Below are 20479 nucleotides of genomic sequence, written 5' to 3'. Positions count from 1 at the left end.
TAACAGAAAAAGTTAACGGGAGAAGAGGGATTGATAGAGGTCTGCCTTGAAGCCCAGGGTCAGGGTACCGTCCTGGTCCAGCAGCGGGCGCTTGATCATGGCCGGGTGGGCCAGCAGCAGGTCACGGGCCTTGGCGGTGTCGAGCCCCTGTTTTTCTGCTTCCGGCAGGGCGCGGAAGGTGGTGCCACGGGTGTTGAGCAGGGCTTCCCAGCCCAGCTTGGCGAGCCAGAGATCGAGCTGTTCCGGGCTCAGACCGTCGGCGCGGTGATCATGAAAGCGGTAATCGATACCCGCCTCTTCCAGCCACTTGCGGGCCTTCTTGATGGTGTCGCAGTTCTTGGGGGAAATGCCGTAAAGTACGACTTTACATTCGCTCTTGTTTTCCATGGGGTTCACCGTGTTCCATTTGATGGGCTGTAGCATACAGACGATCTCCACGCATGGAAACGAGGCCGCTTTGGGTTAGCCACCATGGTAGAAGGCTTGCATTGGTCGACATGATCGATGTCTGGCAAAAAAAAACACAATGAATATTGTTAGAAGTGCCGTCATTCTGGTAGGCTCACCTCATCTTAGTTCTCAGCCTTGTTCACTACTTCCTGAATGTGGGCCAATGTAAAAGGAGTTGTCATGAGCCGTCCCCCGAAGGCGTATTCCTACATTCGATTCAGTACCCCAAAGCAGGCACAGGGAGACAGTTATCACCGTCAGCTTCAGAAGGCTACCGACTACTGTGCCAAGCACAATCTCCAGCTTGTAGAGAAGACGATTGATGACCTTGGTACGAGTGCATTTCGTGGGGCTAACATGACGGAAGGAGCCTTGGGTCGCTTCTTTGATGCAGTGAAGAGTGGAAAAATTGAGCAAGGTTCTTATTTATTGGTCGAGTCAGTAGACCGCCTAAGTCGACAAGCTGTTGAGGCAGCTCTAAGTCAATTCCTTGCCATCATTAGTGCAGGCATAGTGATCGTTACCCTTGATGATAATGCGGTGTATCGCTCAGGGCAGGTTGAGACTCAAAATCTATTGCTTTCTATTATGTTCATGGTGCGTGCTAATAACGAGTCAGAAACTAAGAGTGACCGTAGTCGCAAAGCTTGGGACAAAGGCCGCAAACAGGCCAGAGACAACAATCAAGTAATGAAAAACTCTCGTCTTCCCTCATGGCTGAAATGGGAGGAGGGTAAGATCATGCCAATCCCCGAACGAACAGCCGTTGTGAACGAGATGTTTGAGTTGGCCAAATCCGGCTGTGGCTATGAGCAAATAGCCAAGATCTTTCTGGATAAGGGTTATAAGACTTTTGGAAAAGAAACTGACTGGCGTCCAGCAGGCATTCAAGCGGTTATTAAGAGCGAATCTGTGATTGGGGTATTTCAGCCACATCAAATAAAGGATGGCAAGCGAATTCCGGAGGGTAGCCCTATCTGGGGATATTATCCGACAATAGTCGAGCCAATATTATTCAACGAAGTGCAGCATATTATCAGCCAGAGAAGTAATCATAGTGGTTCCTATCGGAAAGGCACTTATAACAACCTCTTTAGCGGTATACTTCGTTGTCAGTGTGGGGAGGCGTTACGCTACCAAAATAAAGGACGAGTAGGGAGCCCTCGCAACTATCTTGTTTGTCCTAAGCAGAATATCACAGGGTGCAATCTGCCAAACATGCTCTATAACAAAGTTGAGCCTCAGTTATTACAAGCAGTCTGCATTCTATCAGAAGTAATGCAAAGACGGGTGGGGGAGAATGAGAAGGTTTTATCTCTTAAAGAACAGTTGGCCACATTGACTGCTCAGCTCGATGTTGAGAGTAGAAAGAAGAGTAAAGCAGCTCAATCCATATTAGATTTTGATGATGATGCTACTTTTCGAAAAGAATTTGTAAAGATTAAAGCTAACTGCGAAGCCTTAGAGGAAAAAATACACGAAATTGAGAGCGAGCTCATGAGCCTAGAGCTGTCAGAAAAAACTATTCTCAATCTACTGAAACCAGAGGAACTGATCAGCACTGAGCAGCGTCAACTATTTAATAGCCAATTGAAAGCAGTGCTGAAAGAGATCAAATTTAGCTACGATGGTTATGATCTGGCCGCAGTATTTAAGGGGCTAGATGATAAATTCATGCTAGAGCAAGCTTTCAAACCCAAGCTGGCAGGTAGTAGCGTTAGAGATCTCAGTGGTGAGGAGTTGTTAAGGACAACCTCAGAGGCTCCCTATATTGATGCTGCGTGGGTGAGGGGTGAGACCGATGAGTATGAGTCACATCGGAAAGATGCGTCCAGCGGTCTGGATGATGAGTTTGAGGACTTGAGTTTACAAGAGTCAAAGTGAAGGCATTACAAGGGGAGTTGGACGTGGTAGGCATCTTTGTTGGGCACCACTCACAGGGGAGCATCGACCCAAGATCATTGCTGTCACAGATACCTGGCTTCAATGGTCGGTACAGTCAGTACGTCAGGCGGGCTATCAACAACATCCGGCAGGTGCAGGGACTCGACCTGCCGGAGGTTCCTGAACCGGATAATGGATTGGGGACGTGGACTCCCTTGCAAGCCTTGGCTGTGTTGACCTATGGCCCCAGCTCTCACCTGAACGCAGCGTTGATAGCGGAGATCGAGCGGTTGACCGGACAATCGATACCACGAGATGAAGGCCAGAGTCGCCATGAGGCTGCATTTTATGTGGAATACTTGGCCCCGCTGGTTATTTACTTTCAAATGCAGCAGCCGGGTTTGCGAATCGAAGTGATCCCGCAGTCCGCTTGCGGCCCTTACCGAATAGATTTCCGAGTCGATTTGCAGTGGTTCGACCCGGATGGAAAATATTTTGACCGACCGATCCGGCAGGAAACGTACTTGCTGGAGTTTGACGAAGCCTATCATCTGGAGCCAGCGAACCGCCGTGCAGACCAACAGCGTGATGCCTACATTGAGCAGCAGACGGGCCTCAGACCGCTCAGGATACGCCACGAGGAACAGGAGCTATGGGTAACCATCTGTCGTGCTCAGGGACGCATCCTAAGCGTGGAGGAGTACCTGCAAGGACTGCTAGAGGTGATGAAATGGCGACAGGAGGAGGGGCATATCTATATCACGCGGAAGTCTGCACAGAGTGCTTATACCTGCGATCCTGCCGGGTATCTGCGATATCCCGCTCAACCGGGACGAGACCTGAAGGCGGTTGCAGAGCGGCTTGATTGGCAATTTCGTAAGGGCCATAGCGACAACCTGCCGCATCACCGTCTGACCCCGCCGCGAGTGACTGCCAATCGACACATTTCGGGGTGATGTGTCTGGTCGATTTGAGTCTCATCGACACATCCAGCAGCGTGTTCATGGGCTTTTCGGCGGCATGTGTCTGGTGTTCCAGCTGTTCCAGCCCGATATAGATACCCGTTTAGTTACTCAGACTCTTATCTATTTACTGCACCGAGGGGGGAGCCTACAAGCCACCCGAAGGAGACAAATCAAGAAGATAGCAACGATCCCGCCCCGTTGGCGGCCCTGAAAAAACAATCCCGAACCCCACCAGCACAAGGAAAACGAGCAGGCAACATTCAGACCAAACGCCGGTATAAGCCAGATGAGACCAACACCATAGGAGAACCCCATGGAATACATCACATCTGGCCCCTTGTCGGGAGCCATCCAGCAAGGAGAAGGCGTATGAATGAGCAGCAAGGAAACCCGTTACTGAAAGCGTTGGAGGCGGCACTGCTAGCAGCCTTGGGCGTCCTCATCAAGGAGGCCGTCAACTCGATGCAGACACCGCCGCCCCCGCCGAAGGAGCCGGACGCTCAATAGACCATGCCCGTGTGACAGACCGGAAGCCCCCCGGCAACCCCTGTCACACGGGTTGGTTTTCGAGTTTTGACACGTTTTTCTTGCAGGGTCTTGAGCCTATTGGGAGGCCATCATGGCAATCATCGGGTATGCCCGTGTCTCGACCACGGGGCAATCGCTGGAGCAGCAACTGACAGCTCTGGCGGGGTGCGAAAAAGTCTTTAACGAGAAGGTCAGCGGTAGCAAGACGGATAGGCCGCAACTACAGGCAATGCTCGAATTCGTCCGCTCTGGAGACGTGCTAAAAGTGACAAAACTGGATCGACTCGCTCGAAACACCCGTCACTTGCTGGAGATCACAGACCAGCTACACGCCAAAGGGGTAACCTTGCAGATCCAGAACTTGGGCATCGATACGGCGACCCCAACGGGCAAGCTGATGCTAACCATGATCGGGGCCATCGCCACGTTCGAGCGGGAAATCATGCTGGAGCGTCAGGCGGAAGGGATCGCCTTGGCTAAGGCCAAAGGGGTCTACAAGGGCCGGAAGCCGACAGCGATGGAGAAGCGGGATGAGGTGTTACACCTCCTTGCACAAGGACTCCCTAAAACAGTTGTAGCGAAGCGTCTAGGGATTAGCACATCCAGCGTTTACAGGATCCGATAGAGAATCAACCGTAACGTGAGGGAAAATGAACAATTACATCATTATGGTTGGCAGGGGAATTCCGGTTGCTGTCGATATTTTGTCCGAATCAGCATCCAGCGAAATTGCATCTCTGCAACAACAAGGGTTTATCATCGCCTACGACTCTTGTAAGGCTGAAAGTATTGAACACGCATTGAAAACGTGGCAACAGCAAAGGGATGGAACCTATGGCTATGAGCACGTAATCACATCTACTACCAATGTGTTAGCACATGACACCAGAGTCATTGAGGTAAAAGGCGTTACTACCGCGACAATTGTGGCAGGGATGAATTTTCTGAGAGACTTCATGGCCTCAATTAGGGACTTTACTGGCGGTAACTCAGGCACTTACATGGCTAAGTTAGATGAGATCAAGACCCAAGCCTTGGTGCAGCTCAGAAAGCAAGCAGACGAATTAGGCTGTAATGCTCTCATTGGTGTATCAGTTGATGTTGACGAAATTTCTGGTGGTGGCAAATCGATGATGATGGTGACGGCAACAGGAACGGCCGTTATTTTGGAAAAATCGGTAACGTCAAGCCACTGAGATTCATTTTGTTGCTCTGCATTGACTCTATTGTTCGAAGCCCAAGCATTTCTTGGGCTTTTTTTTGTGGCTCATTCAATAAAAACAGCTCGCAGTTCTTGATGCCATAGAGGGTGGTGGCCATGGGGGATCCTTTGTCTGCGGGCCGGCGGCCCTGAAATCGTGCAAGGGCCCGATTCTGGCATTGTGGCCCCCCCATGGCAACGCTCATGGCCGGATGGGCTGGTTTTACCAGTCAGGCCGAGTGGAGAAGGGAGGGGCCGCGCACCAGCACACGCTGGTCTGGGACGGGATGCGCTGCGGTATCAAAGGGGGAGACCGGGGGCAGGAGGCCCTTATGCTGCACGCCTGGCCGGATAGGACGACAGGGGGCAGGGCGCCTCACAGGGAAGCACACCTGGCCGGATGGGGCCGCTGGGGCCGGGGAAGAAACGGCGGGGGCCAAAAACCAGAACGCGCCTGCTGGTCTGGGCACGTTCCGGATTCAGGGGGCGGCACTCAGTGCAGGGTGGTCCACTCGTGATCGAAGACCCGTGCCCGCTCCCAGGGGGCATCCGGCAGGCTGGAGGAGAGGCCGGCGTATTTGCCCACGTCATCCATCACGATGGCGGAGAGAATGGGCAGGTGATTTTCGGTGCAATACATGCGGATGCGTTGCAGCAGGGTACGCAGTTCATCCTGGCACTGCTCCAGCCCGGCCTGCCTGGCCAGTTTGGAGTAACGAATGGTGGTGCGTTCCTTTGCAGACTCGACGAGGATGTCCCACAGCTTGCAGTCGCAGGTCGGGGTGCCTGCGGTGGCTTGGTTTGTCATAACTCTCTCCGGTGCGAAATGGTCGCTCTGTGTCGACGGGCATCTTGGCCAGTTCACCACGGCGGGATGTTGATCCAACGCAAACAAAGTGGCGGTTGTCGGTCAGGGATACCCTGGGGAGCATTCTAGATCCAGTTCTGTGATGTTAAATGTCGTTTTTAGTTTTATTTTTGGAATAAAAATCTACAAACGTTTGCTCTTTCCATCTTTATTGATGGTGATCAAGAGGAAAGGGGAGATCCACCACTAGATTGCGCTTCTCGATAATCTTGTCAGGAGTGCACCTTGGAACTCGTCTTCGTCTTGCTCGTGCTGATCGCCGTGGTCTACGGCATCATCAAGGATTACAACCCGCAGGCGGTGCTGGCGCTGGCGGGCATGGCCCTCTTCACCGTCGCCTACTGGCTGGGACTGCACCCCATTCTGCCCGCCGACAAGAGCACCGGCTTCGCCCTGTTCGACCTGTTCGAGGTGTTCAAGGGGATCTTCTCCTACCGTGCGGCGGGGCTCGGCCTCACCATCATGGCGGTGGCGGGCTTTGCCACCTACATGTCCCATATCGGCGCCTCCCAGGCCCTGGTGCGGGTGGCGGTCAAACCGGTGGCGGGCATCCAGTCCAGCTACCTGATGCTGGCCATCTGCTACCTGGTGGCGGTCTTCGTCTCCCTGTTCGTCACCTCCGCCACCGGCCTTGGCCTGCTGTTGATGGTCACCATGTACCCTGTGATGCGCAACCTCGGCATCAGCCCGGCTTCCGCCTGCGGCGTCATCGCCACCTCCCAGGCGTTCGAAATCGGCCCGACCCAGACCAACGCCATCTTCTCCGCCGGTCAATCCGGCATGGATCCCACCAGCTACTTCGTCGACTACCAGATCTGGCTGGTGGCCCCCATGCTGCTGGTGACCATGGTGCTGCACTTCTTCTGGCAGCGGCACTGTGACCGTCAGGAGGGCTGGGATCCGGCCCTGCATCGCGGCGAGCACGCGGAGCTTGACGAAAAAGGGGCGGACGAGGTGGCCGCGCCAACCTGGTACGGCCTGCTGCCCATCATCCCCTTCGTACTGATGATGACCTTCTCCAAGCTCCTGGTGACCAGCATCAGCGTCAGCGTGGAGGTGGCCATGCTGCTGTCGGTCTTTATCGGCATGCTGTGCGAGCTGCTGCGCACCCGCTCGGTGCGCACCGCCTTCGCGGGGCTGTCGAGCTTCCTCGACGGCATGGGCAAGGTGTTCGGCCCCGTGGTGGCGCTCATCGTCTGTGCCGAGCTCTTCGCCGAATCCCTCAAGGCCATCGGCGCCATCGATACCCTGCTGCACTCTGCCAGCAATGCCGGCATCGGCAGCGGCCTGATGACCCTGGTGATGGTGGGGCTCATCATGGTGGCGGCGGTCATCATGGGCTCGGGCAACGCAGCCTTCCTCAGTTTCTCCTCCCTGGCCCCCGCGGTGGCAGCCAAGTTTGGCGTGCCAGCGGTGACCATGCTGCTGCCGATGCAGCTCGCCTCGAGCATCGGCCGCACCGTCTCCCCCATCGCGGCGGTGCTCATCGCCTGTGCGGGCATCGCCAAGGTCTCTCCCTTCGTGGTGGTCAAGCGCACCAGCGTGCCCATGGCGGGGGCCCTGGTGACGGCGCTGCTCCTCAACTATCTGCTGTTCATGTAAAGGCTCTGGTGTAGTAGAGGCGGCGGCCAGTTGATCCACGCTGGCCGACCGCCGTTGACGAGACGGCGTCGAGTGCCCGCCCACTCTTATCGTTGCAAAAACAGTCTGTGTTTTACGCAGATTGTTCCATGGAGAAGACAATGAACGACCTCACGCGCCCGTTTTCCCTCGATACCTATCTGGCGGATCTCGCCCCGCTCATCAACCTCGACTGCGGCACCCGCACCCCGGCCGGGGTGGCCCGGGTCGCCGACATCATGACCGAGAAATATGAGGCCATCGGCTGGCAGGTGACCCGCCACCAGTTCGCCGCCGAGTGCGGCCCCTGCCTCGAGGCAACCAATGCCCCGGGGGCGGATCACTACGACGTCATGCTGGTGGGCCACATGGACACCGTCTTCCCCGAGGGGACGGCGGCCAAGCGACCGCTGAAAATCGAAGGCAATCAGGCCTTTGGCCCCGGCGTCTCGGACATGAAGAGCGGCCTGCTCTCTACCTGGTATGCCTTGAAAGAGCTGGACCCGGCCGTGCTGGCCAGGCTCAAGGTGCTGGTTTGCTGCAACTGCGACGAGGAGATTGGTTCCCCCTGGTCCAAAGCGTGGCTGGTGGAGCGGGCCAGACAGAGCGGCTGCGTGCTGGTGGCCGAGGCGGCCCGCCCGAGCGGGGATCTCATCAGCGCCCGCAAGGGCAATGCCAAGTACCGCATCACCTTCCACGGCAAGGCCTCCCATGCCGGTTCGGCCCTGGCACAAGGGATCTCCGCCATCACGGAGCTGGCCCACTGGGTGCTCGCCATCAACCAGCAGGTCAACATGGAAACCGGTACCACCATGAACGTGGGGGTGGTGCAGGGGGGGACCGGCGTCAACGTGGTGCCCGACTTTGCCGAGGCGATCGTGGATCTGCGCTTCTGGCGCAACGAAGAGGCGCAGGCGGTGCACGACCGGCTCACCTTCATGGCCAACAACCCCTTCCTCGCCGGTTGCCGGGTCGAGGTGGCGCGCCAGAGCTTCAAGCCCGCGATGCGCCCGAGCGGCGACACCGAGGCCCTGATGGCACTGGTGGAGGCGGCAGGCAGGGAGGAGGGAGTCCCTTTCACCTGGCTGGAGGCCGGTGGCGGCTCCGATGCCAATTTCACCGCGGCGGCCGGGGTGCCGTCCCTCGATGGCTTCGGCCCCATGGGGGGGGGCTTTCACTCGGAGGCGGAGTTCCTGCTGCTGGACAGCATCGAGCCGCGCATCCGCCTGCTTAAGCGGGTGCTGGGCAAGCTGGCCAACTAGGTCAACGTTAAGGACAAGCAAAACGGGAGGCCAGCGCCTCCCGTTTTTTATGTGTCGCCCTCGTGAGAGGTCATTCCTCGTCCTCCAGCAGATAGGCGAGGTGCTCCTGGCGCGCCACCTGCCAGTGGCCGAGTGTCAGCGGCGCCGCAAACCCGGGGCCGTCGGTCACCATGGTGTGGTACTCCCCCTGCTCGCCGCAGGCATCGAAGCCCCGGGTTGCCGCCAGTTGCTGCAGATCGCTGAGGGTGCCAGCATCGAGCCTGCGCCCCACCCACTCGGTGGCCAGTACCCGGGTATCGACGCAGGAGAGGTGGGCGACGATGCCGCGGGCCAGCATGTCCGCCAGCAACGCCTCGCGGGGTTGTTGCCAGAGCGGGGTGTGAACGGTGAGCCCCAGGGGGCGACAGCGCTCGCGGATCCAGTTCGGCGCGCCCCCCACGCTGTCGATGTCGCCGGTGACGACCCCATCGAGTTGCCACTCCTCTTTCAATGCCGCCAGGGCCCGTTCATAACCGAGATCGAACGGCGCTTCGATGGTGACCAGCCGATGGGGCAGTGCGAGGGCCGCCGCCTGACGGCGAACCTGTGACAGGGGATGGGCGAGAAAGCGGGGCGCTGGCGGGGCAAAGGTGATCAGGGCCACCACCTGATGGCCCGCTTCCCGGGCGTGGCAGAGGGCCTGCATGGCATCTTTGCCGCCGCTCCAGAGCAGGATGACGCGAGACATGGGGGATTTCCGCAAAGAAAAGAGGGGTCATGCTACCCAGAGTGGGGGGCGATGGCAAAGCGCGGGCCGGGGATGCGGGGATAAAAGCGGCTCCCACGGGGGAGCCGCTCGCACTGGGTGCCTGTTACAGCAGGATGCTGGTCAGGATGAAGCCCAGGGTACAGGAGGTCACCACCCCGATGAGGCCGGGAATGATGAAGCTGTGGTTGATGATGAACTTGCCGATGCGGGTGGTGCCGGAGCGGTCGAAGCCGATGCAGGCGAGATCGCTCGGGTAGGTCGGCAGCACGAAGTAGCCGTAGCTCGCCGGCAGGAAGGCGATCAGCAGCTTGGGTTCGACCCCCAGCGCCAGCCCCATGGGGGCGATGGCGGTCAGCGCCGCGGCCTGGCTGTTCACCAGCTTGGAGATGAGGAAGAGCACCAGGGCGTAGGTCCAGGGCTGGGCCTGCACCACGTGGGCCAGGGTCTCTTTGAGCAGCGGCATGTGGGCCTGGAAGAAGGTTTCGCTCATCCAGGCGACCCCGAACACGGAGAAGATGGCGACCATGCCCGCCTTGAAGACGGCACCGTTGGCGATCTCCCCCGGCTTGACCTTGCAGCGCATCAGTATGATGGCGCCGGCGATCAGCATCATCATCTGGATCACCAGGTTCATGGAGAGGGGGCCCGTCTTGTCCTTGATGGTAAAGACGGGGCGCAGTGCCTCATCAGCCCCCAGCAGCACCACGGCGGCGATGGCGGCGAAGAAGATCCAGGTCGACCAGTAGGCCTCTTTCGGGAACTTGGTATTGAGCAGGGTCTCGCCACCGCCGTAGATGAAGTCGCGCTGGGCGGGGTCCTTGATCTTGGCCTGGAACTCCTCGTCCTTGTCCAGATCCTTGCCGCGGCGCAGGCTCCACAGGGCCGCGACCATGACGCCGGTCAGGGAGGAGGGGATGGCCACCATCAGGATGTCGAGCAGACCGTAGGCCTGACCCACGCCGTGGGCCGCCGCCAGGATGGAGACCATGGAGACCACGGCCACCGACACCGGCGAGGCGCAGATGGCCATCTGGGAGGCAACGGAGGCCACCGCCATGGGGCGCTCGGGGCGAATGTTCTTTTGCAGCGCGATGTCGGCGATGATGGGGAACATGGTGTAGACCACGTGGCCGGTACCGCACAGGAAGGTGAGGGTCCAGGTGGTGAGCGGCGCCAGCAGGGTGATGTACTGGGGGTGGCGGCGCAGCAGGCGCTCGGCCACCTGCATCATCAGGTTGAGGCCACCGGCGGTCTGCAGGGTGGCGGCGCAACCGATCACCGCGAGTATGGTCAGCATCACCTGCACCGGCGGTTCGCCCGGCACCAGGCCGAAGACGAAGGTCAGCAGGAAGAGACCGATGCCGCTGATGAGACCCAGCCCCATGCCACCAAAGCGGGTTCCCAGCAGCAAGCAGCCGAGTACCACCAAAAATTCCATCAAGATCATTCCATTACCTCGTGTGGTTGAATCCATGTCCCCATCGGCCAGGGCCCCGGGATCATCTGCCGTTATTTACCCCTTTAGGGAGTGATGTCATTCTGCCCTCCCTAAAGGGGTAAAAATTTGCGTTGCTTCAACAACTCGCCTTTTTCCGATTTAAGTGCATAAAAACTACGGCAGACTCGCTTTACCGGGGCCAAATCTGGTCCTGCTTCAGGGGCAATGGGAATACGAAGGGGAAACGACGGGCACAAAAAAGCCGACCCAGGGGTCGGCTTTATGCGATTCGCGTGTTGTCCGCGATCAGAACTCGGCGGTACGGGGGGTACGCGGGAAGGGGATCACGTCGCGCACGTTGCCCATGCCGGTCACGTAGACCACCAGACGCTCGAAGCCCAGGCCGAAGCCGGAGTGCGGCACTGTGCCGTAGCGGCGCAGGTCGCGGTACCACCAGTAGTCTTCCTTGTTCAGGCCCATCTCGGCCAGACGGGCATCCAGCACCTCGAGACGCTCTTCACGCTGGGAGCCGCCGATGATCTCGCCGATGCCCGGGGCCAGCACGTCCATGGCGGCAACGGTCTTGCCGTCGTCGTTGAGGCGCATGTAGAAGGCCTTGATGTCTTTCGGGTAGTTCTTCACCACCACCGGGGACTTGAAGTGCTCCTCGGCCAGATAGCGCTCGTGCTCGGAGGAGAGGTCGATGCCCCAGGAGACCGGGAACTCGAAGCTCTTGCCGCAGTTCTTCAGCACTTCGATGGCGTCGGTGTAGTCAATCTGGGCGAAGTCTGAGGCAACGAAGCGCTCCAGACGGCCGATGGCGTCCTTGTCCACGTGCTGGGCGAAGAACTCCAGATCGTCGCGGCGTTCCGCCAGCACGGCGTTGAAGACGTACTTCAGCATGGCTTCGGCCAGGGCGGCGTTGTCTTCCAGGTTGGCGAAGGCCACTTCCGGCTCCACCATCCAGAACTCGGCCAGGTGGCGGCTGGTGTTGGAGTTTTCGGCGCGGAAGGTCGGCCCGAAGGTGTAGACCTTGGACAGGGCGCAGGCGTAGGTTTCGACGTTCAGCTGGCCGGACACGGTCAGGAAGGTCTCCTTGCCGAAGAAGTCCTTGTCATAGTCCACCTTGCCTTCGGGGGTGCGCGGCAGGTTTTCCATGTCCAGGGTGGAAACGCGGAACATCTCGCCGGCCCCTTCGGTGTCGGAGGCGGTGATCAGCGGGGCCGCGATCCAGAGGTAGCCCTGTTCGTGGAAGAAGCGGTGAATGGCCTGGGAGAGGCAGTTGCGCACCCGGGTCACGGCACCGACGATGTTGGTGCGGGCACGCAGGTGGCCCTGCTCGCGCAGGTACTCGATGCTGTGGCGCTTGGCAGACATGGGGTAGGTGTCCGGATCTTCGACCCAGCCCACCACCTTGACCTCGGTGGCCTGCAGTTCGAACGCCTGGCCGCTGCCCTGGGACTCGACCACGGTGCCGGTCACTTCGACGGAGCAAGCTGTGGTCAGACGTTGCACTTCATTCTCGTAATTGGCCAGGGTATTGGGGGCGACAGCCTGCACCGGATGGAAGCAGGAGCCATCGGAAACGGCCAAAAATGAGATCCCCGCCTTGGAATCGCGGCGGGTCCTGATCCACCCTTTCACAGTCAGGGTGGTGCCGACCGAATACTTACCGGCCAGCACATCAACTACGGATGCGTGCGTCATCGAAATATTGTCTCCAGCTTGTTCTTGCAGCGCTATTTGCAACACTAGGGGTCTGGCCCGGGCGCAGTTGGCCCACCATGGCAGACTAAGCCGTTCATCTTACCCGCGCAGGTTTGATAAACAAGCAAAAATGTCGGACCCTTGCGGGGATTTCCCCATGCATCGTGCATGGATCATGGCGGCTGGACGGGGGTGAGGGTGAAGGAGCGCAGGCGGGGGCCGGATGGCTGGATACGGGTGTTGCAGGGGCTGGTGATCCTCTGCTGGGGCGGCTTTGTCGCCCTGCTCTCCCTCTATCACTTCGCCCGGCCAGAGGTGGCTTACGGCTTTCTGGTCTATGGGGGCGTCAAGGTGCGCCAGAGCTGGGATCCCCTGCTTACCCCCTGGCTGGAGCGCGGGCTCTGGGGTTGCTGCCTGCTGACCCTGATGGTGCTGGCCCGTGGCCGCAGCCGTCGGCAGGAAGATGCCCGCCACGTCAATCTCTTCATCCTGCTGCTGATCCTGGTGGCCTGCCTGCTACTTTACTACCGGGGCTGAGGGCCGTCGCCGTCATCCAGCTCCTGAGAGGCGGGGCGCTTGCCTATCTGGCGCTCCACGCTGTCGAGCATCTGGTTGTAGGCGAGCGCCACCCGGCCAATCTCGTCCCCTTCATCCCCCTCCAGCCTGTGGCCGAAGTCGTTGCGATCGGTGGCCTCCTCCATGGAGCGGGTCAGCTGGTTGAGGGGGCGGACTATCCAGGTGCGGATGACCCAGAGGGTGAGCAGGAGTCCCAGCCCGAAGATGAGGGTGAGGCTCAGGGCCGAGGTGAGGATGTTCTGCTCCACCCGGGTAAACAGGGTGTCGAGGGAGTAGTCAAAACGCACCGCTCCCAGTACGGTGTTTTCCGGCACCTGGTGGCAGCTGGTGCAGTCGGTACCGCGAAAATCCTTTCTGGCCAGCAGCGGGCGGGTCACCACCAGCCGGCTGTGCATGCCCTCATGCTCTACCTCCAGGCTCCCCTTGCCCGCCAGCGCCAGGGCATCGTACCTGTCCTTCGGGGCCTCGACGTCACGGCCCGGCCCGTACTGCTTGTTGACCGCCGCCCCGCGCACGATGCGGGCATCTTCCACGTGGGCGTGATGGAGAAACTTGGCGCGCAGAGTATCGCGGGCGTCCATCTTGCCGGTCAGCATCAGCATGTTGAGGCCGTCGAAGTAGGCCTCGGTCTGCTCGCGGCTCTGTTCCTTGATGAGGGTCAGGATGAGGTCACGCTCGCGCACCGCCTGATAGGCCGCGGAAAACACCAACACCATGGAGAAGATGAAGAGCAGGAAGAAGTTGATCTTGGCAGCAATGGAGAGGCGCATGGGACTGGTACATCTGTTGGGTAAAACCCGCGCAGTCTACTCTCCTCGCCGGACGGGTTTTGGTGTCTTGCTCACATTCTGATGAAAAAGCGCCGAAAGGCCCTGCGTTCTCATGCAGGGCCCGTTCAACCGGACTCAATATTCGCCGCTGGTGATGGCCTCGTGGATGGCGCCGGTCAATACCCGCAGCTCTTCAGGGGTGATGACGAAGGGGGGCATCAGGTAGATGAGCTTGCCAAAGGGACGGATCCAGGCGCCCAGCTCCACGAACTTGCGCTGGATGCGCGCCACGTCCACCCGCTCCTTCATCTCCACCACCCCGATGGCGCCGAGCACCCGCACATCCGCCACCGCCGGGTGCAGGGTCAGCTCCACCAGTTCGGTTTTGAGTTGGTGTTCGATGGCTTGCACCCGCGCCTGCCACGGGGAGGCGAGCAGCAACTCGATGGAGGCGTTGGCCACCGCGCAGGCGAGCGGGTTGCCCATGAAGGTGGGGCCGTGCATGAAGACGCCCGCCTTGCCGTCACACACGGTGCGAGCCACATGCTCGGTTGTGAGCGTGGCCGACAGTGTCAGGTAGCCGCCGGTGAGCGCTTTGCCCAGACACATGATGTCGGGGCTGATGCCGGCCCAGTCACAGGCAAACAGCTGGCCGGTGCGGCCAAAGCCGGTGGCGATTTCGTCGGCAATCAGCAGCACGCCGAACTCGTCGCACAGGGCGCGCACCCACTGCAGGTAGCGGGGGTGATAGAAGCGCATGCCGCCCGCCCCCTGGACGATGGGTTCGAGCACGATGGCGGCAATTTCCTCGTGATGATCCGCCACCAGGGTGGCCAGCTCCACCACGCTCTGCTCGTCCCACTGGGCGTGGAAACGGCAGCTGGGCGCTTCGACGAAATGGTGTTCGGGCAGGAAGCCCTGGTAGAGCTCGTGCATGCCGCCATCGGGATCGCACACGCTCATGGCGCCGAAGGTGTCGCCGTGATAGCCGCCCCGAAGGGCAACGAATTTGGCGCGGGGCGTCCCTTTGGCATGCCAGTACTGCTGGGCCATCTTGAGGGCCACCTCCACCGCCACCGAGCCGGAATCCGCCAGAAAGACCCGATCCAGCCCCTTCGGGGTGATCTCCACCAGTTTGCGGCAGAGCTCGACCGCCGGGGCATGGGTCAGGCCGCCAAACATCACGTGGGACATCTTGCCGAGCTGGGCGGCGGCGGCCGCGTCCAGTTCCGGCACCTGATAGCCGTGAACGCAGGCCCACCAGGAGCTCATGCCATCCACCAGCTCGCGCCCGTCCGTCAGGGTGAGGGTCACCCCTTTGGCGCTGGCCACTTCATAGCAGGGCAGGGGATGGGTGAGGGAGGTATAGGGGTGCCAGACGTGGTGCAGGTCGAATTCTTGATTGGTCATTTTATGTTCTGTTGTCAATTGATTTGATCTGGTCGGTGTTGACAGTCTACGCGTGCTCTCTACACTAGCCAACAATTTCAGCCACTTGGCTTCGCGCACGCCCTGGCGTCGCGCTGTCCAGCTGGCGGGTCTTGCGGCGAACGCTCTCTTGAGCGCGGCGCAGGATCCCACCAATAACAACCGGAAGCCATGTATGAATGCTCTCACCGCGGGTGCCCACGCCCTTCGTCACGACTGGACCCTGTCCGAGGTTCAGGATCTCTTTGCCCTGCCATTCAACGATCTGCTGTTCCAGGCCCAGACGGTGCACCGCGCCCATTTCGACCCGAACGAGGTGCAGGTAAGCACCCTGCTCTCCATCAAGACCGGGGCCTGCCCGGAAGATTGCAAATATTGTCCCCAGAGCGCTCGCTACCACACCGGGCTCGAGACCGAGCGGCTGATGGAGGTGGAAAAAGTGCTGGAGCGGGCCCGGGAGGCCAAGGCCAACGGCTCGTCCCGCTTCTGCATGGGGGCGGCCTGGCGCAACCCGAAAGAGAAGGACATGCCCTATATCCTGCGCATGATTGAAGAGGTGCGCGGGCTCGGTATGGAGACCTGCATGACGCTCGGGATGCTGACCGCCGATCAGGCGGCGCGTCTCGGGGCTGCGGGGCTCGATTACTACAACCACAACCTCGACACCTCGCCGGAGTTCTACGGCGACATCATCACCACCCGCACCTATCAGGACAGGCTCGACACCCTGGAGCATGTGCGCGGCGCCGGCATGAAGGTCTGCTCCGGCGGCATCGTCGGCATGGGGGAGCAGGCGAAAGATCGGGCGGGCCTCTTGATGGCGCTCGCCAACCTGCCCCGCCACCCGGAGAGCGTGCCCATCAACATGCTGGTCAAGGTGAAGGGGACGCCCCTGGAGAACCAGGAGAACCTGGACCCGTTCGAATTTATCCGCACCATCGCCGTGGCGCGCATCATGATGCCGGCCTCCCACGTGCGCCTCTCCGCCGGGCGGGAGAAGATGAATGAGCAGATGCAGGCCATGTGCTTTATGGCCGGGGCCAACTCCATCTTCTACGGCTGCAAGCTGCTGACCACCCCCAATCCGGACGAAAACAGCGACATGCAGCTCTTCAAGCGCCTCGGCATTCGCCCCGCCCAGCGGGCCCAGAAGCCGGATCAGGTTCAAGAGGAGGAGCTGCTGGCCGAGGTGAACCGCCAGAGCGAGCCGAGCGAACTCTTCTACGATGCCACCCGTTCCCGCGCAGATGTCCTCCGTCCATGATGACGCCCGTTGTTATCGGCCCCTTTGCCCTGGGGGAGGCGCTGGCCGAGCGTGAACAGGCCACCCTGCTGCGCCGACGCACCCCGGTGGATGTGGCGAACGGCGGGCGGATCCGGGTCGGGGGGCGCGATTACCTCAATGTCTCTGGCAACGACTACCTGGGCCTTGCGGGTCACCCCGCCATCAAGGCCGCCTTCACGGCGGGGGTGGCGCAATATGGCGCGGGGGCAGGCGCCTCGCCCCTGGTGACTGGTTACAGCCGCGCCCACCAGCAGCTGGAAGAGACGCTTGCCGACTGGCTCGGCGTAGAGGCGGTGCTGCTGTTCAACTGTGGCTTCTCCGCCAATCAGGCGGTGCTCAAGGCCCTGCTCGGCAAGGATCACCTGCTGTGGCAGGACAGGCTCAACCACGCCTCCTTGCAGGAGATGGGGAGCCAGCTCCCCTGCAAAATGAAGCGCTTCGGCCACAACGACATGGCGGCCCTTGAGCGGCTGCTTGAGCCAAACCGGGGCCTGATCGTCTCGGAAGGGGTCTTCAGCATGGACGGGGATCAGGCCCCCTGGGCTGAGCTGGCCACACTCGCATCCCGAAGCGGCAACTGGCTGATGATTGACGATGCCCACGGCCTCGGCGTGCTGGGTGCCGAGGGGCGCGGCACCCTGGCGGCCCAGGGGGTGAACCCGGCCAGCGTGCACATCCAGATGGGGACCTTCGGCAAGGCGCTCGGGGTGGCCGGCGCCTTTGTGGGCGGCAGTCGCGAGCTGGTGGAGTACCTGGTCAATTTTGCCCGCCACTATGTCTACAGCACCCATATGCCCCCCGCCCAGGCGTGCGCCGTGCGCCAGAGCATCGAGCTGGTACGCGTAGCCAACGAGGCCCGTGCCCACCTGGCTCGCCTTGTCGCCCGGTTCCGGCAGGGGGCGCAGGCGCTCGGCTGGCGGCTTGGGGCAAGCGATACCCCCATCCAGCCGCTGCTGGTGGGGGAGAGCGTCGCTGCCCTGCAACTGGCCGAGCGCCTGCGGGAGTGCGGTGTCTGGGCCGGTGCCATCCGCCCGCCCACGGTGCCGGTCGGCACGGCGCGCCTTCGCATCACCCTGTGCGCTGCCCATGGCGAAGATGACGTGGATCGCCTGCTCGAGGCCCTGGGGCCCAGCCCATCCACTGACGAGAGAGGGGGCGCCCATGGTGCATGAGCGTTTCCAGTCGGTCGACAAGGCACAGCTCGCCCGCCGCTTCGGGGCGGCGGCCCGCCACTACGACGCCCACGCCCGCTTCCAGCAGGAGGTGGGGCAGTCGCTGCTGGCGCGCATGGACGAGGGGGGCGTGAAAGAGGTGCGCTCAGGGGTCGGGCTGGATCTGGGCTGCGGCACCGGTTTCTTCCTGCCTGCCCTGGTGCCGCGCTGTGAGACGCTGACCGGGCTGGATCTCGCTCCCGGCATGCTGGCCCAGGCGGCCCTTCGCGGCAGCGGAGCCCGCCTGGTGTGCGGCGATGCGGAGGGGCTGCCCTTTGCCGACCAGAGCCTGGACTGGGTCTTCTCCAGCCTGGCCCTGCAGTGGTGCGAGCGGCCGGCCCAGGCCTTTGCCGAGCTCAACCGGGTGCTCAAACCCGGTGGCCAGGTCTTCTTCTCGACCCTGCTTTCGGGGTCACTGTGGCAACTGCGGGAGGCCTGGCGGGCCGTGGATGGTCGTGACCATGTCAATCGCTTCCTGACGTTGCCCCAGTTGCAGCAGGCGGCCCGTGACGGGGGCTTCGAGGCCCCGGCGCTCTGCCCGCTGACCTGGTCCCTCGCCTACCCGGCGCTCAGCGGACTGCTGCGCGACCTCAAGGGGATAGGCGCGAGCCAGGTCAACGACGAGCGGTCTGCGGGCCTGGGTCATCGCCAGCGCCTGGTGCGACTGGGGGAGGCCTACGAGCGCCACCGTCAACCGGACGGCCTGCTGGCCGCCAGCTACGAGGTCTGCCTCGGGCGCCTGGTGCGGCGCTGACACAAAAAGACCCGGCGCACCCACCCCTTCAGCGGCAGGACGTGCGCCTGCCTTTCACCATGGATATCGGGGCGCCTCTGCGCCCCTGCACTGCATCGAGGAATCATCATGGGGACATCCTATTTCATCACGGGCACGGACACCGACGTGGGCAAGACCCTGGTGGCCCGCACCCTGTTGCTGGCGCTTGCCGCCAGAGGCATTCGCTGCGCCGGGTACAAACCGGTGTCGGCGGGCTGCACCCACACCCCGGAGGGGCTTCGCAATCTGGATGCCTTGCTGTTGCAGCAGGCGGCCACGGTTGCGCTGCCCTACGAGCAGGTCAATCCCTATGCCTTCGAGCCGCCCATCGCCCCCCATATCGCCGCCCGTGAGCGGGGGGCGAGCATCCCCTTCGAGGGGCTGTCCGCCGGCTTGCGGGAGATTGAGGGAGCTGGGGCCGATCTCGTCATTGTCGAAGGGGCGGGGGGCTGGTTCCTGCCGCTGGATCACCAGCGTCTGCTCTCGGAGTGGGTCGCCCAGGAGCGGCTGCCGGTGATCCTGGTGGTGGGGGCCAGGCTGGGCTGCCTCAACCATGCCCTGCTCACCGTCAGCGCCATTCGCCAGCAGGGGTTGACCCTGGCGGGCTGGGTCATCAACCGGGTGGATCCGCACATGAGCCGCTACGAGGAGAACCTGGACACCTTGAAAGCCATGTTGCCGGCCCCATTTCTGGGGGAGCTCCCCTTCGTGGACGCGGTGAATGAGGTGGATTTGCACCACTGTCTTGATGTGTCGCCCTTGCTCTGAGGCCAGACATTCAGCAAACATTCATCGAGTCTGTCTATTATCTGGGGCAAGTGTGGCATCGGTCGCCCTTGGGGCGCCCCGAACCATGCATCCATATCTCACAAGGAGTCAATATGAAGCGAATTATGCTATTCCTGGTGACCAACCTGGCCGTCATGCTGGTGCTGGGGGTGGTACTCAATATCCTGTTCTCGGTTCTGGGGATCAACAAGTCCAGCATTTCCGGTCTGTTGGTGTTCTGCGCCGTGTTCGGTTTTGGGGGTTCCTTTATCTCCTTGCTGATGTCCAAGTGGATGGCCAAGCGCAGCTATGGCGTCCAGGTCATCGAGCAGCCCCGCAACGAGACCGAGCACTGGCTGGTGAGCACTGTTGCCCGTCAAGCCCGTGAGGCTGGCATCAAGATGCCGGAAGTGGGGATCTACGACTCCCCCGAGATGAACGCCTTTGCCACCGGCGCCCGCCGTGACGACTCCCTCGTCGCCGTCTCCTCCGGTCTGCTCTACAGCATGAGCCGCGACGAGGCGGAAGCCGTGCTGGCCCACGAGGTGAGCCACGTGGCCAACGGCGACATGGTGACCCTGACCCTGATCCAGGGGGTGGTGAACACCTTCGTGATGTTCTTCGCCCGCATCGTGGCCGGCGTCATCAGCAACTTCTTCAGCTCCAACAACGAGGAAGAGAGCAGCAGCACCGGCGGTTTCGCCTACATCATCACCGTGTTCGTGCTGGAGATGGTGTTCGGCGTGCTCGCCTCCATCATCGTCATGTGGTTCAGCCGTCAGCGCGAGTTCCGTGCCGACGCCGGTGCCGCCAAGCTGGCCGGCCGCGACAAGATGATTGCCGCGCTCCAGCGTCTCGCCCGCGGTGCCGAGCCGCAGACGGAGGGTTCCATGATGGCGTTCGGCATCAACGGCAAGCGCTCCATGAGCGAGCTGTTCATGAGCCACCCGCCCATCGAGCAGCGCATCGCCGCCCTGCGTGGCTGATAGCCAGTC

Annotated in this window: 21 protein-coding genes; 13 read left to right on the top strand and 8 right to left on the bottom strand. The window is 61.0% G+C overall.

The window, feature by feature from the left end; genetic code table 11:
• Positions 1 to 12: 12 nt before the first annotated feature.
• Positions 13 to 387: an ArsC family reductase gene (locus OKC30_RS00945; RefSeq protein WP_029314225.1), complete on the bottom strand. Its 375-nt coding sequence runs from the start codon at positions 385 to 387 to the stop codon at positions 13 to 15.
• A 243-nt stretch (positions 388 to 630) separates the two neighbouring features.
• Here OKC30_RS00945 and OKC30_RS00940 point away from each other — a divergent pair, with 243 nt between their 5' ends.
• The 5 genes from OKC30_RS00940 (at position 631) to OKC30_RS00920 (ending at position 5023) form a co-directional block, all read left to right on the top strand.
• On the top strand, positions 631 to 2334 hold the full coding sequence (locus OKC30_RS00940) for a recombinase family protein (protein ID WP_270809513.1): 1704 nt from the start codon (positions 631 to 633) through the stop codon (positions 2332 to 2334).
• Positions 2331 to 3290, top strand: coding sequence for a hypothetical protein (locus OKC30_RS00935; protein ID WP_257697035.1), 960 nt, complete (start codon positions 2331 to 2333; stop codon positions 3288 to 3290). The genes OKC30_RS00940 and OKC30_RS00935 overlap by 4 nt, the downstream gene beginning before the upstream one ends.
• 378 nt (positions 3291 to 3668) lie before the next feature.
• Entirely contained in the window at positions 3669 to 3806 is a 138-nt protein-coding gene (locus OKC30_RS00930; RefSeq protein ID WP_010674054.1) for a hypothetical protein, read from the top strand.
• Positions 3807 to 3918: 112 nt separating this feature from the next.
• Positions 3919 to 4452: a recombinase family protein gene (locus OKC30_RS00925; RefSeq protein WP_257697036.1), complete on the top strand. Its 534-nt coding sequence runs from the start codon at positions 3919 to 3921 to the stop codon at positions 4450 to 4452.
• A 25-nt stretch (positions 4453 to 4477) separates the two neighbouring features.
• Positions 4478 to 5023 carry a YbjQ family protein gene (locus OKC30_RS00920; protein ID WP_024943846.1) on the top strand — a complete coding sequence of 182 codons (546 nt, stop codon included), beginning with the start codon at positions 4478 to 4480 and terminating at the stop codon, positions 5021 to 5023.
• On the opposite strand, the gene OKC30_RS00915 is transcribed toward OKC30_RS00920, so the two are convergent.
• Both OKC30_RS00915 and OKC30_RS00910 read right to left on the bottom strand, forming a co-directional pair.
• On the bottom strand, positions 4989 to 5147 hold the full coding sequence (locus tag OKC30_RS00915) for a hypothetical protein (protein WP_162498544.1): 159 nt from the start codon (positions 5145 to 5147) through the stop codon (positions 4989 to 4991). The two genes, OKC30_RS00920 and OKC30_RS00915, sit on opposite strands and share 35 nt — an antisense overlap.
• A gap of 374 nt (positions 5148 to 5521) precedes the next feature.
• Positions 5522 to 5836 (bottom strand): hypothetical protein, encoded by a 315-nt coding sequence (locus OKC30_RS00910; protein ID WP_010674057.1) that lies wholly within the window; start codon positions 5834 to 5836, stop codon positions 5522 to 5524.
• 285 nt (positions 5837 to 6121) lie between these two features.
• Here OKC30_RS00910 and dcuC point away from each other — a divergent pair, with 285 nt between their 5' ends.
• Both dcuC and OKC30_RS00900 read left to right on the top strand, forming a co-directional pair.
• On the top strand, positions 6122 to 7498 hold the full coding sequence (gene dcuC, locus OKC30_RS00905) for a C4-dicarboxylate transporter DcuC (RefSeq protein ID WP_119196835.1): 1377 nt from the start codon (positions 6122 to 6124) through the stop codon (positions 7496 to 7498).
• 140 nt (positions 7499 to 7638) lie between these two features.
• Positions 7639 to 8778, top strand: coding sequence for a M20 family metallopeptidase (locus tag OKC30_RS00900; RefSeq protein ID WP_124813947.1), 1140 nt, complete (start codon positions 7639 to 7641; stop codon positions 8776 to 8778).
• A 70-nt stretch (positions 8779 to 8848) separates the two neighbouring features.
• Here the strand turns inward: OKC30_RS00900 and OKC30_RS00895 are convergent, their stop codons facing one another.
• The 3 genes from OKC30_RS00895 to asnS form a co-directional block, all read right to left on the bottom strand.
• Entirely contained in the window at positions 8849 to 9505 is a 657-nt protein-coding gene (locus OKC30_RS00895; protein WP_010674060.1) for a hypothetical protein, read from the bottom strand.
• Between the two features lie 124 nt (positions 9506 to 9629).
• Positions 9630 to 10973 (bottom strand): anaerobic C4-dicarboxylate transporter, encoded by a 1344-nt coding sequence (locus OKC30_RS00890; protein WP_124813852.1) that lies wholly within the window; start codon positions 10971 to 10973, stop codon positions 9630 to 9632.
• 297 nt (positions 10974 to 11270) lie between these two features.
• The gene (gene asnS / locus OKC30_RS00885) at positions 11271 to 12671 is read right to left on the bottom strand and encodes an asparagine--tRNA ligase (RefSeq protein ID WP_119196832.1); all 1401 of its coding nucleotides are present in this window, start codon (positions 12669 to 12671) and stop codon (positions 11271 to 11273) included.
• A gap of 240 nt (positions 12672 to 12911) precedes the next feature.
• On the opposite strand from asnS, the gene OKC30_RS00880 reads away from it, so the two are divergent.
• Entirely contained in the window at positions 12912 to 13208 is a 297-nt protein-coding gene (locus OKC30_RS00880) for a hypothetical protein (protein ID WP_160836884.1), read from the top strand.
• On the opposite strand, the gene OKC30_RS00875 is transcribed toward OKC30_RS00880, so the two are convergent.
• Both OKC30_RS00875 and bioA read right to left on the bottom strand, forming a co-directional pair.
• The gene (locus OKC30_RS00875) at positions 13196 to 14017 is read right to left on the bottom strand and encodes a HAMP domain-containing protein (protein WP_119196830.1); all 822 of its coding nucleotides are present in this window, start codon (positions 14015 to 14017) and stop codon (positions 13196 to 13198) included. The two genes, OKC30_RS00880 and OKC30_RS00875, sit on opposite strands and share 13 nt — an antisense overlap.
• A gap of 135 nt (positions 14018 to 14152) precedes the next feature.
• Positions 14153 to 15427, bottom strand: a complete 1275-nt coding sequence (bioA, locus tag OKC30_RS00870) for an adenosylmethionine--8-amino-7-oxononanoate transaminase (RefSeq protein ID WP_270662115.1) — start codon at positions 15425 to 15427, stop codon at positions 14153 to 14155.
• 193 nt (positions 15428 to 15620) lie between these two features.
• On the opposite strand from bioA, the gene bioB reads away from it, so the two are divergent.
• The 5 genes from bioB to htpX all read left to right on the top strand — a co-directional run bounded on the left by bioB (position 15621) and on the right by htpX (position 20470).
• Positions 15621 to 16709: a biotin synthase BioB gene (gene bioB / locus OKC30_RS00865; RefSeq protein ID WP_043155235.1), complete on the top strand. Its 1089-nt coding sequence runs from the start codon at positions 15621 to 15623 to the stop codon at positions 16707 to 16709.
• Entirely contained in the window at positions 16706 to 17902 is a 1197-nt protein-coding gene (gene bioF, locus OKC30_RS00860; RefSeq protein ID WP_119196827.1) for an 8-amino-7-oxononanoate synthase, read from the top strand. Before bioB ends, bioF begins: the two co-directional genes overlap by 4 nt.
• A complete protein-coding gene (gene bioC, locus OKC30_RS00855) occupies positions 17892 to 18695 on the top strand; it encodes a malonyl-ACP O-methyltransferase BioC (protein WP_160836876.1) in 804 nt (267 codons plus the stop codon). The genes bioF and bioC overlap by 11 nt, the downstream gene beginning before the upstream one ends.
• Positions 18696 to 18803: 108 nt before the next feature.
• The gene (bioD, locus tag OKC30_RS00850) at positions 18804 to 19484 is read left to right on the top strand and encodes a dethiobiotin synthase (RefSeq protein WP_141116465.1); all 681 of its coding nucleotides are present in this window, start codon (positions 18804 to 18806) and stop codon (positions 19482 to 19484) included.
• 113 nt (positions 19485 to 19597) lie between these two features.
• Entirely contained in the window at positions 19598 to 20470 is an 873-nt protein-coding gene (gene htpX, locus OKC30_RS00845) for a protease HtpX (RefSeq protein ID WP_160836874.1), read from the top strand.
• The last annotated feature ends 9 nt before the right edge of the window (positions 20471 to 20479 follow it).

This window comes from Aeromonas sp. QDB18, from assembly GCF_027705325.1.
GTDB classification, from domain to species: Bacteria; Pseudomonadota; Gammaproteobacteria; order Enterobacterales; family Aeromonadaceae; genus Aeromonas; species Aeromonas caviae.
This window is presented reverse-complemented; position numbering and strand designations above follow the sequence as displayed.

What these genes read in the sequence shown, in the direction of transcription:
- OKC30_RS00945 (WP_029314225.1), bottom strand. Translation starts at nt 387, where the DNA reads ATGGAAAACAAGAGCGAATGTAAAGTCGTACTTTACGGCATTTCCCCC.
- OKC30_RS00940 (WP_270809513.1), top strand. Translation starts at nt 631, where the DNA reads ATGAGCCGTCCCCCGAAGGCGTATTCCTACATTCGATTCAGTACCCCA.
- OKC30_RS00930 (WP_010674054.1), top strand. Translation starts at nt 3,669, where the DNA reads ATGAATGAGCAGCAAGGAAACCCGTTACTGAAAGCGTTGGAGGCGGCA.
- OKC30_RS00925 (WP_257697036.1), top strand. Translation starts at nt 3,919, where the DNA reads ATGGCAATCATCGGGTATGCCCGTGTCTCGACCACGGGGCAATCGCTG.
- OKC30_RS00920 (WP_024943846.1), top strand. Translation starts at nt 4,478, where the DNA reads ATGAACAATTACATCATTATGGTTGGCAGGGGAATTCCGGTTGCTGTC.
- OKC30_RS00915 (WP_162498544.1), bottom strand. Translation starts at nt 5,147, where the DNA reads ATGGCCACCACCCTCTATGGCATCAAGAACTGCGAGCTGTTTTTATTG.
- OKC30_RS00910 (WP_010674057.1), bottom strand. Translation starts at nt 5,836, where the DNA reads ATGACAAACCAAGCCACCGCAGGCACCCCGACCTGCGACTGCAAGCTG.
- OKC30_RS00900 (WP_124813947.1), top strand. Translation starts at nt 7,639, where the DNA reads ATGAACGACCTCACGCGCCCGTTTTCCCTCGATACCTATCTGGCGGAT.
- OKC30_RS00895 (WP_010674060.1), bottom strand. Translation starts at nt 9,505, where the DNA reads ATGTCTCGCGTCATCCTGCTCTGGAGCGGCGGCAAAGATGCCATGCAG.
- OKC30_RS00890 (WP_124813852.1), bottom strand. Translation starts at nt 10,973, where the DNA reads ATGATCTTGATGGAATTTTTGGTGGTACTCGGCTGCTTGCTGCTGGGA.
- asnS (WP_119196832.1), bottom strand. Translation starts at nt 12,671, where the DNA reads ATGACGCACGCATCCGTAGTTGATGTGCTGGCCGGTAAGTATTCGGTC.
- OKC30_RS00875 (WP_119196830.1), bottom strand. Translation starts at nt 14,017, where the DNA reads ATGCGCCTCTCCATTGCTGCCAAGATCAACTTCTTCCTGCTCTTCATC.
- bioA (WP_270662115.1), bottom strand. Translation starts at nt 15,427, where the DNA reads ATGACCAATCAAGAATTCGACCTGCACCACGTCTGGCACCCCTATACC.
- bioB (WP_043155235.1), top strand. Translation starts at nt 15,621, where the DNA reads ATGAATGCTCTCACCGCGGGTGCCCACGCCCTTCGTCACGACTGGACC.
- bioF (WP_119196827.1), top strand. Translation starts at nt 16,706, where the DNA reads ATGATGACGCCCGTTGTTATCGGCCCCTTTGCCCTGGGGGAGGCGCTG.
- bioC (WP_160836876.1), top strand. Translation starts at nt 17,892, where the DNA reads ATGGTGCATGAGCGTTTCCAGTCGGTCGACAAGGCACAGCTCGCCCGC.
- bioD (WP_141116465.1), top strand. Translation starts at nt 18,804, where the DNA reads ATGGGGACATCCTATTTCATCACGGGCACGGACACCGACGTGGGCAAG.
- htpX (WP_160836874.1), top strand. Translation starts at nt 19,598, where the DNA reads ATGAAGCGAATTATGCTATTCCTGGTGACCAACCTGGCCGTCATGCTG.